General features: G+C 68.4%; 11 protein-coding genes. 4 read left to right on the forward strand and 7 right to left on the reverse strand.

The window, feature by feature from the left end:
• Positions 1-17 precede the first annotated feature (17 nt).
• The 3 genes from B7D75_RS06775 to plsB form a co-directional block, all read right to left on the reverse strand.
• Entirely contained in the window at positions 18-698 is a 681-nt protein-coding gene (locus tag B7D75_RS06775; protein ID WP_003154351.1) for a DUF4197 domain-containing protein, read from the reverse strand.
• A 136-nt stretch (positions 699-834) separates the two neighbouring features.
• Positions 835-1,233 carry a YbaY family lipoprotein gene (locus B7D75_RS06780; protein ID WP_003119337.1) on the reverse strand — a complete coding sequence of 133 codons (399 nt, stop codon included), beginning with the start codon at positions 1,231-1,233 and terminating at the stop codon, positions 835-837.
• Positions 1,234-1,376: 143 nt separating this feature from the next.
• Entirely contained in the window at positions 1,377-3,881 is a 2,505-nt protein-coding gene (gene plsB / locus B7D75_RS06785; RefSeq protein ID WP_034080309.1) for a glycerol-3-phosphate 1-O-acyltransferase PlsB, read from the reverse strand.
• A 281-nt stretch (positions 3,882-4,162) separates the two neighbouring features.
• Between plsB and B7D75_RS06790 the strand changes: the two genes are divergently transcribed.
• From B7D75_RS06790 to B7D75_RS06805, 4 genes are read left to right on the forward strand one after another with little or no spacing between them, the layout of a single operon-like run.
• Positions 4,163-5,086, forward strand: coding sequence for an ABC transporter ATP-binding protein (locus B7D75_RS06790; protein ID WP_012074681.1), 924 nt, complete (start codon positions 4,163-4,165; stop codon positions 5,084-5,086).
• Positions 5,083-5,817, forward strand: coding sequence for an ABC transporter permease subunit (locus B7D75_RS06795; protein WP_107113867.1), 735 nt, complete (start codon positions 5,083-5,085; stop codon positions 5,815-5,817). The genes B7D75_RS06790 and B7D75_RS06795 overlap by 4 nt, the downstream gene beginning before the upstream one ends.
• 10 nt (positions 5,818-5,827) lie before the next feature.
• Positions 5,828-7,672, forward strand: coding sequence for a GldG family protein (locus tag B7D75_RS06800; RefSeq protein WP_107114660.1), 1,845 nt, complete (start codon positions 5,828-5,830; stop codon positions 7,670-7,672).
• Positions 7,673-7,674: 2 nt separating this feature from the next.
• Entirely contained in the window at positions 7,675-8,655 is a 981-nt protein-coding gene (locus B7D75_RS06805) for a DUF4340 domain-containing protein (protein WP_107113868.1), read from the forward strand.
• 7 nt (positions 8,656-8,662) lie between these two features.
• On the opposite strand, the gene B7D75_RS06810 is transcribed toward B7D75_RS06805, so the two are convergent.
• The 4 genes from B7D75_RS06810 to B7D75_RS06825 all read right to left on the reverse strand — a co-directional run bounded on the left by B7D75_RS06810 (position 8,663) and on the right by B7D75_RS06825 (position 12,069).
• Complete coding sequence (locus B7D75_RS06810) at positions 8,663-9,085, reverse strand: SufE family protein (protein WP_003157898.1); 423 nt, start codon at positions 9,083-9,085, stop codon at positions 8,663-8,665.
• The gene (locus B7D75_RS06815; RefSeq protein WP_043102940.1) at positions 9,082-10,287 is read right to left on the reverse strand and encodes an aminotransferase class V-fold PLP-dependent enzyme; all 1,206 of its coding nucleotides are present in this window, start codon (positions 10,285-10,287) and stop codon (positions 9,082-9,084) included. The genes B7D75_RS06810 and B7D75_RS06815 overlap by 4 nt, the downstream gene beginning before the upstream one ends.
• A gap of 94 nt (positions 10,288-10,381) precedes the next feature.
• Positions 10,382-11,416: a 2,3,4,5-tetrahydropyridine-2,6-dicarboxylate N-succinyltransferase gene (gene dapD, locus B7D75_RS06820; protein ID WP_043102938.1), complete on the reverse strand. Its 1,035-nt coding sequence runs from the start codon at positions 11,414-11,416 to the stop codon at positions 10,382-10,384.
• Between the two features lie 29 nt (positions 11,417-11,445).
• On the reverse strand, positions 11,446-12,069 hold the full coding sequence (locus B7D75_RS06825) for a LysE family translocator (protein ID WP_034080314.1): 624 nt from the start codon (positions 12,067-12,069) through the stop codon (positions 11,446-11,448).
• Positions 12,070-12,080: the final 11 nt, after the last annotated feature.

The raw sequence follows: 12,080 nt of genomic DNA on the forward strand, positions 1-12,080 counted from the left end.
GCGCCCCGTCCGCCGGCTCATTTCGCCGCGCCGAAGACCTTCTTGGCCAGGCCGGTGGCGGCCGCCGCCGGGTTCTGGCGGATGCTCTTCTCCTGTCTGGCGATCATCTCGAAGAGCCCGTCGAGGGCCTGTTCGGTGACATAACCCTCGACGTTGGCGCTCTTCGCATCGACCACCCCAAGGGTCGCCGCCTGGCTGGCGAAGGCGTTGTACTGCTTGACCAGGCCGACCTCGTCGGTGGCCTGCTTGACGATCGGCAGGAACTTCGCGCGCAGCTGTTCGCGGCTGGACTTGTCCAGGTATTCGGTGGCGGCGTCGTCGCCGCCCTTGAGGATGCCCTTGGCGTCGGCCACCGTCATCTTCTTCACCGCCTCCACCAGCAGGCCCTGGGCCTGCGGCACGGCGGCCTCGGCGGCGCGGTTCATGCTCGCCTCGAGCTGGTCGACCTGGGCGCCCATGCCGAACTGCTTCATCAGCTTCGCCGCCTTGCCCAGCTTGCCGGGCAGTTCGATGCGCACGTCCGGGTTGTTGTTGAAGCCGCCCGGCTGGCCAAGCTGGCGGACGGCGATCTGCGCGCCCTGGGTCAGGGCGTCCTTCAGGCCGCTGGAGGCGTCGCCCTGCGAGAGGTCGGCGAGGGACAGGGCGAAGGCGTTGGCCGAGAGCAGCAGGCCGGCGCAGAGGGCAGTGAGTCGGAACATGACAGCGTCCTTGAAGTGGAACGTACGGGGTATCCGGTCGCTCGTCGTGAGGTGGATCGGCAACCGGTAGCGAATAGGAGGTGGAGTGTACTGGAGGGAGCCGCCGGTTCGCACCGGCGGGTTGCCGCGGCGGGCTTCAGCGGGCCGACTCGACCTGCACGCGATACGGCTGCGGGTCGCTGCCGTCGAGTTTCACCGAGTGGCGGGTGGTGTTGATGAAAAGCAACCGGCCGTTCAGTTCGATTCGCGCGCTGACCGCGTAGCTGTGGCCCGGCTTGACCTGCTTCGGATCGTATTCGAGGTGGAACGCCAGCGGCACCTGGCTGGTGATCTCGCGGGTCTGGCTGGCCAGTTGCACCGACGGGGCGTCGGCCAGGGATACGTCTTCCAGGCTCACGCTCAGGCGCGCCGAGGGCGGCAGGGCGATGCGCTCACGGTAGAAGACCTCGCCATCGAAGCTGGCGTTCGATGTCGATTGCTGGGTGCCGCAGCCGGCAAGGATGCTGGCTGCGAGCAGCAATGGCAGTTTTTTCATGGGAGCCTCCTTTCAGACAGAACAGAAAACGTGCGGGCCTCTGACCCGGGGAACCAGCATAGGTTGCCGGTCCGTAACCGGGAAAGGTCGCAGGAATATTCCAGCGCAGCGGCGCCCGTCCCTGACGGGGCGGGCGCCGGGCATCAGTTGGCCGCCGCGTCGTTGCTCTCGGCGGCGGCTTCCTCGGCAGGGCGCTCCAGTGCCACCTGGCGGATCGACAGGCGGATCTCCGCCGGCAGCACGCGCTTGGCGGCGCCTTCGGCAAGCTCGCCGAGCAGTTCGTGGTAGCCCAGCTTGCCGGTCTCGTCCTTGCGCAGCACGCGCAGGTCGAGGAGGGTCTGGATGAAGTGGCGGAACAGGCTCTTGTCGAAGAACTCCGGGGCGTTCAGGCCGTGCAGGATCGACAGGCGCTGGGCCATCACGGTGCAGAGGTTCTCCAGTTCCTCGGCGGTCAGGGCGTTCTGCCCGGCGTTTAGCAGCAGGGCGATGGCCATGTAGAAGCGCTGCAGGGTCTGGGTCACCGAGCGAGCGAGGAGAATCAGCAGGACGTACTGCCGCGAGCTAGGCGCCGGGCGGATGAAGGTGTCGTTCTCCTGGCGTAGCAGGCCCTGTTCCACCAGGGCCGCCAGCCACTGGTCGATCACCGCGTCGAGTTCGTCCAGGCTCCAGCGGATGAACAGTTCCGCCTGCAGGTAGGGATAGAGCGCGCGGGCGAAACGCAGCAGCTGTTCGCGGCTGATCCGCGAGTTGCTCTGGAAGAAGCTGGCGATCAGCGCCGGCAGGGCGAAAACATGCAGGACGTTGTTGCGGTAGTAGGTCGCCAGCACCGCGTTCTGCTCGTCGAGGTAGAGGATGCGGCCCAGTGCGTCCTTCTGCTCGGCCAGCAGGTTCATGCTCTTCACGTACTCGATCAGGGCCTGGCCGTCGCCATCCGGCAGGGTCGCGCTGGGCGAGTAGGGCACCTGGCGCAGCAGCGCCAGGTAGAGGTCGAGGATCCGCGCCAGGGCGCTTTCGTCGAGGGCCTGGCGGCTGGTGGAGAGCAGGGCCAGGGCGACCAGGTTGACCGGATTGATCGCCGCCGCGTCGTTGAGGTGGCGGGCGACGTCCTTGGCCAGCAGGTTGGTGGTCTGCGGCAACCAGTCGGGGCGGTATTCCGGGCCGAGGTCCTGGTCCTGCCAGTCGGGCTGGTGGCGGTCGAGGAACTGGTCGAGATGGATCGGCTCGCCGAAGTTCACCCAGACCTGGCCGAAACGCTGCTTCAGCGCGCCGACCACCTTGAACAGGTCGAAGATCGACTCCTTCTTCTTGGTCGCGCCGCGCAGTTCGCCGAGGTAGGTGCGGCCTTCCAGCACGCGCTCGTAGCCGATGTAGACCGGCACGAAGACGATCGGTCGGCGCGAGTCACGGAGGAAGCTGCGCAGGGTGATGGCGAGCATGCCGGTGCGTGGGTGGAGCATGCGCCCGGTGCGCGAACGGCCGCCCTCGACGAAGTACTCGGTGGAGAAGCCGCGGGAGAACAGGGTGTGCAGGTATTCGTTGAATACCGCGGTGTAGAGCTGGTTGCCCTTGAAGCTGCGGCGCATGAAGAAGGCCCCGCCGCGGCGCAGGATCGAGCCGATCACCGGCATGTTGAGGTTGATCCCGGCGGCGATGTGCGGCGGGGTCAGGCCGTTGCGGAACAGCAGGTAGGACAGCAGCAGGTAGTCGATGTGGCTGCGGTGGCAGGGCACGTAGACGATCTCGTTGCCCTGGGCCACGTCCTGCACCCGCTCGATGTGGTTGACCTTGACCCCCTCGTACAGCTTGTTCCAGAACCAGCTGAGGATGACCTCGAGGAAGCGGATCACCGGATAGGAGAAGTCCGAGGCGATTTCATTGGCGTAGCGTAGCGCGATGCCTTCGGCCTTTTCCTGGGAGATCCGTTCGCTCTCGCATTCCTCGCTGATCGCCTGGCGTACCAGCGGCGCGCGCAGCAGGCCCTTGACCAGGTTGCGGCGGTGCGACAGGTCGGGGCCGATCACCGCGGTCTTCAGGTTGCGGAAGTGCACCCGGAGGATACGGTTGACCATGCGCAGCGTGCGTTCGTGGCCCTTGCCCTGCTCCACCAGTTCGCGCAGGTGGATCGGCGCGGAGAACTGCACACGGGTCTTGCGTCCGAGGATGAGGATGCGCGCCAGCTTGCGCAGGCGCCCGGTGACCGCCCAGTTGTCGGCGAACAGCAGCTTCCAGGGGCTCGACTCGCTGTCCGGCGACTGTCCCCAGAACACGCTGACCGGAATGATCTGCGCGTCGTCGAGACCGTTCTGGCCGACCGCGGCGAGCATGCGCACCAGGGTCGGCGAGGCGCCGCGCTTGTCCTGGCGGCCCAGCCAGTCGGGTTCGGGCGTCAGGTAGAAGAACGCCGCCGGCTCGATGGCGTCGCCCACCGCCACCGGCATCACCGGGCGCGGCAGCCCTGCCTTGCGACACTCGGTATCCACCACCGCGAGATCGCTGACCGAAGGCTGTTGCAGTACGTAGAGCACCGGCTTGCTGCGGTCGATCTTCAGGGTGAAGGCCGACTGGTTGATGGTTTCCGAGCGTACCCAGAGGTACAGCAGGCGGCGCAGGGCGCCAAAACCAAAGCGGCGGAACGGGTAGCGGGGCATACGGTGTCTACTGGCAGTTGATCGGGACCCGGCGTGACGGGCGCGGCTAGTTTGCCGCAATCCCCGGAGGGCCGCAAAAGAACGCAGCGCGTCCTCCGGCGAACGGCGGCGAACGGGCGGCGAATATAGAGCTTCGACGGCAGTCCGGGTTCTGTCACGTTTTGCCAAGGTTCTCTGACGCAGGCGTATTGCCAGGCGGCGGGGCGCTTCGGCTATAGTCCCTGCGCGTTTTTCGCGGCCTGGCCGGACGTGGCGGTGGCCGCCGGAACAGGTAGGGGACCATGATCGAAACAACGAACCTCGGCAAACGCTTCGGCGCGCGGACGGTGGTGGATGACCTGTCCTTCCGGGTGGCGCCCGGAGAGGTGCTGGGCTTCCTCGGCCCGAACGGCGCCGGCAAGTCCACCACCATGAAGATGCTTACCGGCTTCCTCGCGCCCAGCGCCGGCACGGCGCGCATCTTCGGCCTCGACATCCGTAGCCGCACGCTGCAGGCGCAGCGCCTCATCGGCTATCTTCCGGAAGGTTCGCCCTGCTATGCGGAAATGACCGTGCAGGGGTTCCTCGATTTCATCGCCGAGATCCGCGGCTACCGTGGCGCCGGCAAGCGCGAGCGGGTCGGACGGGTGCTCGGCCTGCTGGAGCTGGGCGAGGTGCGCCGGCAGACCATCGAGACCCTGTCCAAGGGCTTCCGCCGGCGCGTCGGCCTGGCCCAGGCGATCCTCCACGAGCCGCCCGCGCTGATTCTCGACGAGCCCACCGACGGCCTCGATCCGAACCAGAAGCACCAGGTCCGCGAGTTGATCCGAGGGTTGGCGCGGGATCGCATCGTGATCATCTCCACCCATATCCTCGAGGAGGTCACGGCGCTCTGCAGCCGCGCCCTGGTGATCGGCGGCGGGCGCCTGCTGGCGGACAGCACGCCGCTGGAGCTGGCCAGCCGCTCGCGCTACCACCAGGCGGTGACCCTGTTCAGCGACGACCCGCTCGATCGCCTGGCGCTGACGGTGCTGCCGGGCGTGGCGGGTATCGAGGAAAACCCCGCCGAAGGCAGCCTGACCGTACTGGCGCGTCCTGGCGCGGTGATCTTCCCGCAGGTCAGCGGGCTGGTCGCCGAGCGCGGCTGGCGGATCCGTGAGCTGGACGTCGAGCGTGGCCGGCTCGACGAGGTATTCCGCAGCCTGACCCGGGGGGAAAGCGCATGAGGCAGTTGCCGGTGGTCTTCAGGCGCGAGCTGGCGAGCTACTTCGCCACGCCGCTGGCCTACGTGTTCCTGGTGATCTTCCTGGTGTTCTCCGGGGTACTCACCTTCTACCTGGGGCATTTCTACGAACGCAACCAGGCCGACCTGGCGCCATTCTTCAGCTTCCACCCCTGGCTCTACCTGTTCCTCGTTCCGGCCCTGGCCATGCGCCTGTGGGCGGAGGAGCGCAAGTCCGGCTCGATCGAGCTGCTGATGACCCTGCCGCTGAGCCGTTTCGACGCGGTGGCCGGCAAGTTCCTCGCCGCCTGGGCGTTCGCCGGGCTCGCCCTGCTGCTGACCTTCCCCATGGTGCTGACGGTGAACTACCTGGGCGAGCCCGACAACGGCGCGATCCTCGCCGGCTACCTGGGCAGCTGGTTGCTGGCGGGTGGCTACCTGGCCATCGGTTCGTGCATGTCGGCGCTGGCGAAGAACCAGGTGATCGCCTTCATCCTCGCCGTGGCCGCCTGCTTCCTGTTCATGCTCAGTGGCTTTCCGCTGGTGCTCGATGCGTTCAGCCAGTGGGCGCCGCAGTGGCTGCTCGACGCGGTGGCCTCGCTGAGCCTGCTGACCCGCTTCGATGCCATCAGCAAGGGCGTGGTCGACCTGCGCGACCTGCTGTACTTCGCCAGCCTGATCGTCGCCTGGCTGGCCGCCACGGCAGTGGCGATCGACCTGAAGAAAGCCGAGTGAGGTGCCGCCGATGAAACGCCTGCTGTATTCCGGCGCCGGCCTGTTGCTGATCGCGCTGTCGTTCCTGGCCTTCAACATGGTCTCCAGCCTGCTGTTCAGCGGCGCGCGCCTGGACCTGACCGAGCAGAAGCTCTACACCATCAGCCCCGGAACCAAGCGGATCCTGGCCGGCCTCCAGGAACCGATCAACCTGTATTTCTTCTATTCCGACAGCGGCGCCCGGGAGCTGGTGCCGCTGCGCAACTACGCCAGGCGCGTGGAGGAGCTGCTGCGCGCCTACGAACGCGAGGCGAACGGCAGGATTCGCCTGCAGGTGATCGACCCGCAGCCGTTCTCCGAGAACGAGGACAAGGCCGCCGAGTTCGGCCTGCAAGGCATCCCCCTGCAGCAGGGCGGCGACAACCTGTACTTCGGCCTGGCCGGCAGCAACGCCCTGGATGGGGTGCAGGTCATCCCGTTCTTCCCCCTCGACCAGGAGGAGTTCCTCGAATACGACATCAGCCGCCTGGTGCAGACCCTGGCCCAGCCGCAGCGGCCGGTGGTCGGCCTGATGTCGTCGCTGCCGCTCAACGGCGGCTTCGACATCGCCAGCCGGCAGCCGACCTCGCCGTGGATGGTGATGGAGGAGATCCGCCAGCAATTCGACCTGCGCAGCCTCGAGAGCGATGCCACGGAGATCCCGCCGGAGGTCTCGGTGCTGCTGCTGGTGCACCCCAAGCAGTTGCCCGAACGGACGCTATACGCCATCGACCAGTTCGTCCTGCGCGGCGGCAAGCTGCTGGCGTTCGTCGATCCCTTCAGCGAGGCCGACAGCGGCAGCGTTTTCACCGGTACGCTGGATGGTGACAAGTCCTCCGACCTCGCGCCGCTGTTCAAGGCCTGGGGGCTGCGCCTGCTGCCGGGCAAGGTGCTTGGCGACGGCGCCTACGCGATGTCCATCAGCCTTGGCCAGGGCCAGCGTCCGGCCCGGCATCCGGCCTGGCTCAGCCTGCCGCGCGAGGCGCTGGCGCAGGACGATATCGCCACTGCCGGACTGGAAAGCCTGACCCTGGCGACGCCCGGAATCCTCGAAGGCCTCCCCGGAGCGGGCACCGTCTTCACGCCGTTGCTGCAAAGCTCTACCCAGTCGATGCCGTTCGACGCCACGCGCTTCGGCTTGCTCCGCGATCCTGCCGAGCTGATGCGCGAACTGCGCCCGGGCGGCCAGCGGCATACCCTCGCCGCGCGTATCCAGGGGCCGGCGAAGAGCGCGTTCGCGGAGGGCATCGAGGGCCATCGCGAAGGCCTGAAGGAGGCGCGCAACATCAATGTCATCGTCGTCGCCGATACCGACCTGCTCAGCGATCGCATGTGGGTCCAGGTGCAGGACTTCTTCGGCCAGCGCGTGCCGCAGCCCTGGGCCGACAACGGCGCGCTGGTGGTCAACGCGCTGGACAACCTGTCGGGCAGCGATGCGCTGATCAGCGTGCGTTCCCGCGGGCGCTTCAGTCGCCCGTTCGTGGTGGTCGACCAATTGCAGCGCGAGGCCGAGGCGAGCTTCCGGCAGAAGGAGGACCAGCTCAAGCGGCGCCTGGCCGATACCGAGCAGCAACTCGCCGCCCTCCAGCAGGGCGCCGACCCGGCGAAGGCGGTCGAACCGACCCCCGAACAGCAGGCCACGGTGCGCCAGTACATGCAGGAGAAGCTGCGCATCCGCAAGGAACTGCGCGAGGTGCAGTACCAGTTGAACGCCGACATCGATGCACTTGGGCGGCGCCTTAAGCTGGCCAACATCGCCTTGCTCCCCGCGCTGCTCACCGTCGCCGCGTTGCTCGGCTGGCTCTGGCGGCGGCGCCAGGCGCGGGGAGGGCACTGAAGGTGCGCCGTAGTACCCTGTTCGCCCTTCTGCTGTTTCTCGCGGCGCTGGCGGCAACCTTCGCCTGGCTCCAGCGCGAGCGCGCGGCCGAGGCGCCTGCGCCGGCAGCGGACCCGCGCTGGCTGCCCGGCCTGGAGCGTTCGGCGCCGAGCGCCGTGCTGCTGCAGTTTCCCGACGGAACGCCGGAGATCCGCCTCGAGCGGCGCGAGTCTGCCTGGGTGCTGCCGGCCAAGGCCGGTTATCCGGCCGATCCGCGGCAAATGACCGCCCTGTTGCGGGCCCTGGGCGAGGCGCGCAAGGTCGAGGCGAAGAGTGCCGATCCGCAGAACCAGGCCCTGCTCGGCCTGGCGGAGCGCGGCGAGGGCCAGGCGGTGCGCCTGAGCCTGCTGCGGCAGGCCGGCGAGCCCCTGGTCCTGCTGGTCGGCAAGCCTGCCCGGCGCGGCGGCAGCTTTGTCCGGCAACTGGGTGATGATCAGGCCTGGTTGATCGACAGGGTCCTGCCGCTGCCGCGCAATGAGCTCGAATGGCTCGACCGGCGGATCGCCACGCTGCCTTTCGCCGAGGTGCGCGAACTGCAATTGCGTTATCCGAACGGCGAGCGCCTGGACCTGTATCGCGAACGCGCCGGGCAAGCCAACCTGCTGGTCCGGCAATTGCCCAGGGGGCGCAAGCTGGCCTACGAGGCGGTGGCCAACGGCGCGGCGGCGCTGTTCGCCGACCTGCGCTTCGTCGACGCCGCGCCGCTGGCGCAGGTCGGGTTCCGGCAGGCGCCGTTGCAGTTGGCATTCAGCTTGCGGACGTTTTCCGGGGCGCGCCTGGATGGCGAGATTCGGCGCCAGGGCGGGCAATACTGGCTGTTGCCGAAGAAGATCGAGGGCTTCGCCGCCGGCGAGGTCGGCGCGCATCCGGACTGGGCCTATCGGATCGAGGACGAGCAGTACCGTGTCCTGGCCAGGCACCTGCCGGAACTGCTCGGGCGCTGAGCGGAACTCAGCCGCCAGCCTGCGCGACCAGTTCGCGCATGCGCTGCAGCACGGCGTTGAGGCCGTTGCTGCGCGAGGGCGAAAGCTGTCGGGAGAGGCCCAGGCAGGTGAACCAGTCGTTGAGGTCCAGGCGTGCCAGCTCAGCGGTTTCGATGCCGTCGACTCGTGCCAGCAGCACCGCCAGCAGGCCGCGGATCAGCCGCGCATCGCTGTCGGCGCGGAAGCGCCAGTGTCCGTCGCGCTGCTCGCCGAGCAGCCAGACCAGGCTCTCGCAGCCATGCACGCGGTGTTCTTCCTGGCGTTCGTGTTCCGCCAGCGGCGCCAGGCGTTCGCCCCACTGCAGCAGCAGGCGCGCGCGCTGTTCCCAACTGGCGGTATGGCCGAAGGCATCCAGCGCTTCCTGGGCCTGTTCGGGGAGGACCGGATTCATCGCAGCAGCTCCAGGGATCGGTCGAGGGCCAGGAAGAACCGCTCCAGGTCGTCGGCGTCGTTGTACAAGCCCAGCGACACGCGCAGGGCACCGGGTACCTCGAGGCGTTGCAGCAGTGGCATCGCGCAGTGGTGGCCGGCACGTACGGCGATGCCCTGTTCGCCGAGCAGGTGGGCGAGGTCGGCGACATGCGCACCCTCGACGCAGAAACTGGCCAGCGCCGCCTGCGGCTCGCCGAGCAGCCTGAGGCCGTCGCGCGCACGCAGGCCGGCGAGCAGGCGGGCATGAAGGGCACCTTCATGGGCGGCGACTTCGGCTTCGTCGAGGGTCGCCAGCCAGTCGATGGCCGCACCGAGACCGAGCACCGCCGAAACCGCCGGGGTTCCTGCCTCGAAACCGAGCGGCGCGGCATGGAAGCTGGCGTGCTGGAAGTCGGTATGGCGCACCATCTCGCCGCCGAACTGCCAGTGCGCCAGCTGTTCCAGCGCTTGAGGGCGGCCCCAGAGCACACCGACGCCGTCGGGGCCGTAGAGCTTGTGGCTGGAGAACGCATAGAAATCGCAGCCCAGGCCCGGCAGGTCGTGGCGGCCATGGACGCTGCCCTGGGCACCGTCGACCAGGGTCCAGGCGCCCTGTTCGCGGGCCAGCTGGATCAGCTCCACCACTGGCTGCCAGGTGCCGAGGACGTTGGAAAGCTGGCTGACCGCCAGCAGGCGGGTACGCGCGCCGATGAGCCGCCGGGCCTGCTCCAGGTCGATCACCCCGCGGTCGTCCAGCGGCAGCACGCGTAGCACCAGGCCGCGGCGCAATGCCAGCTGTTGCCAGGGGAGCAGGTTGGCGTGGTGTTCCAGGGCGCTGACCAGCAGTTCGTCGCCCGCTCGGAAATGCCGCTCCAGACCATAGGCCACCAGGTTGATCGCCTCGGTGGTGCCGCGGGTGAACAGGACTTCCGCCGGGTTGCTGGCGTGCAGCCAGTGCGCGACCCGGCTGCGAGCGGCCTCGAAGGCGCGGGTGGCGCGTTCGCCGGGGACGTGCTGGGCGCGGTGGACATTGGCGGCGCCGCCGAGGTAGTAGCCGTTCAGGGCATCGAGGACGGCCTGCGGCTTCTGGGCGGTGGCGGCGCTGTCGAGGTAGGTCAGGCCTTCCGCGGCGAGGGCGGACAGGGCCGGGAAGTCGGCGCGCCAGGGGGACGGCAGGGACATGGCGGACACTGTGCGAGAACGGTTTCAGGAGAAAGGGTAGCCCACCCGAGGGCGCTGGCGAGCGCCATCGGGCGAGCGGGGAGGCAAGCTGGACTCAGTTGTGCGCGTGCAGCGCTTCGTTCAGCTCGATGGCGGTCTTGTTGGTCTTGCATTCCACCGCGCCGTTCTGCGAGTTGCGGCGGAACAGCAGGTCAGGCTGGCCGGCCAGGTCACGGGCCTTGACCACTTTCACCAGAGTATTCTGCTCGTCGAGCAGGGCGACCTTGGTGCCGGCGGTGATGTACAGGCCGGCCTCGACGATGTTGCGGTCGCCCAGCGGGATGCCGATTCCGGCGTTGGCTCCGATCAGGCAGCCTTCGCCGACGCTGATGACGATGTTGCCGCCGCCGGAGAGGGTACCCATGGTCGAGCAGCCGCCGCCCAGGTCCGAGCCCTTGCCGACGAACACGCCGGCGGACACGCGGCCTTCGATCATGCCCGGGCCTTCGGTGCCGGCGTTGAAGTTGACGAAGCCTTCGTGCATCACCGTGGTGCCTTCACCGATGTAGGCGCCCAGGCGCACGCGGGCGGTGTCGGCGATGCGCACGCCGGCCGGGACCACGTAGTCGGTCATCTTCGGGAACTTGTCAACGGAGAAGACTTCCAGCAGCTTGCCCTTCAGCCGTGCTTCCAGTTGCAGTTCGGCCAGTTCGGCCAGGTCCACCGCGCCGATGTTGGTCCAGGCCACGTTCGGCAGGAGCGGGAAGATACCGCTCAGGTTCACTCCGTGCGGCTTGACCAGGCGGTGGGAGAGCAGGTGCAGCTTGAGGTAGGCCTCGGGGGTGGAGGACGGCGCCGCGTCTTCGGCCAGCAGGGTGGCGACCAGCGGCTTCTGGCTCTCCGCCAGGCGCGAGAGCAGGGCCGACTGGGCGGCGTCGATGCCTTTCAGGGCGTCGGCCAGTTGGTAGGCCTGCTGCGAGGTGAAGGTCAGCGCCTGGTTGCCGGAGCTGTAGCCGAGGATCGGCGCCACGGCGGCGACGATCTCGGCCGAGGGGTTGAGCAGCGGCAGGGCGTAGAACACTTCCAGCCAGGCTTCCTGGCGGTTCTGGGTGCCTACGCCGAAGGCCAGGCTGAACAGGGATTGCGACATGTGGGGTTCCTCGAAACGGAGTGGAGCGGTCAGGCCGGACGGCGGCTGAGCAGCAGGCCCAGCCCCGCGCTGCCGAGCAGCGCGGCGCAACCGCGGTTGAACAGGCGCCGGGCGCGCTGGCCGGCGAGCAGCCGGCCGAGATGCAGCCCGGCATAGGAATAAAGGGCGATGGCCAGCCATTCGAGCAGCAGGAATGCCGCGCCGAGCTGGGCGAACTGGGCGCCCAGCGGTTGGCCGGGATCGACGAACTGCGGCAGGAAGGCGGTGAAGATCAGGATCGCCTTCGGGTTGCCCGCCGCCACCAGGAACTCCTGGCGCCCCAGGCGCCAGAGGCTGGGACGCGCCGGGCTGGCTTCGCTCGCCAGTGGCTGCGCATCGGCCCGCCACAATTGCACCGCCAGCCACAGCAGGTAGGCGGCGCCGAGCAGCTTGATCGCCAGGAACAGCCAGGCCGAGGTGTGCAGCACCAGCGCCAGCCCGGACGCGGCCAGGGCGAGCATGCCGGCGAAGGCCAGCAGGCGCCCGCCGCCGGCCAGCGAGGCGCGGGCGAAACCGTACCGCGCGGCGTTGTTCAGCGACAGCAGGTTGTTCGGCCCCGGCGCCAGGTTGAGGGCGAAGCAGGCGGGGACGAACAGGGCCCAGGCGATGCTCATGGCGCTCTCCG

This window comes from Pseudomonas paraeruginosa, assembly GCF_003025345.2.
GTDB lineage: Bacteria > Pseudomonadota > Gammaproteobacteria > Pseudomonadales > Pseudomonadaceae > Pseudomonas > Pseudomonas paraeruginosa.

Bases quoted from the DNA above. Each gene is read 5' to 3' on its own strand.
- B7D75_RS06825 (WP_034080314.1), bottom strand. From the start codon at position 12,069: ATGAGCATCGCCTGGGCCCTGTTCGTCCCCGCCTGCTTCGCCCTCAAC.
- B7D75_RS06790 (WP_012074681.1), top strand. From the start codon at position 4,163: ATGATCGAAACAACGAACCTCGGCAAACGCTTCGGCGCGCGGACGGTG.
- dapD (WP_043102938.1), bottom strand. From the start codon at position 11,416: ATGTCGCAATCCCTGTTCAGCCTGGCCTTCGGCGTAGGCACCCAGAAC.
- B7D75_RS06780 (WP_003119337.1), bottom strand. From the start codon at position 1,233: ATGAAAAAACTGCCATTGCTGCTCGCAGCCAGCATCCTTGCCGGCTGC.
- B7D75_RS06795 (WP_107113867.1), top strand. From the start codon at position 5,083: ATGAGGCAGTTGCCGGTGGTCTTCAGGCGCGAGCTGGCGAGCTACTTC.
- B7D75_RS06810 (WP_003157898.1), bottom strand. From the start codon at position 9,085: ATGAATCCGGTCCTCCCCGAACAGGCCCAGGAAGCGCTGGATGCCTTC.
- B7D75_RS06815 (WP_043102940.1), bottom strand. From the start codon at position 10,287: ATGTCCCTGCCGTCCCCCTGGCGCGCCGACTTCCCGGCCCTGTCCGCC.
- B7D75_RS06775 (WP_003154351.1), bottom strand. From the start codon at position 698: ATGTTCCGACTCACTGCCCTCTGCGCCGGCCTGCTGCTCTCGGCCAAC.
- B7D75_RS06800 (WP_107114660.1), top strand. From the start codon at position 5,828: ATGAAACGCCTGCTGTATTCCGGCGCCGGCCTGTTGCTGATCGCGCTG.
- plsB (WP_034080309.1), bottom strand. From the start codon at position 3,881: ATGCCCCGCTACCCGTTCCGCCGCTTTGGTTTTGGCGCCCTGCGCCGC.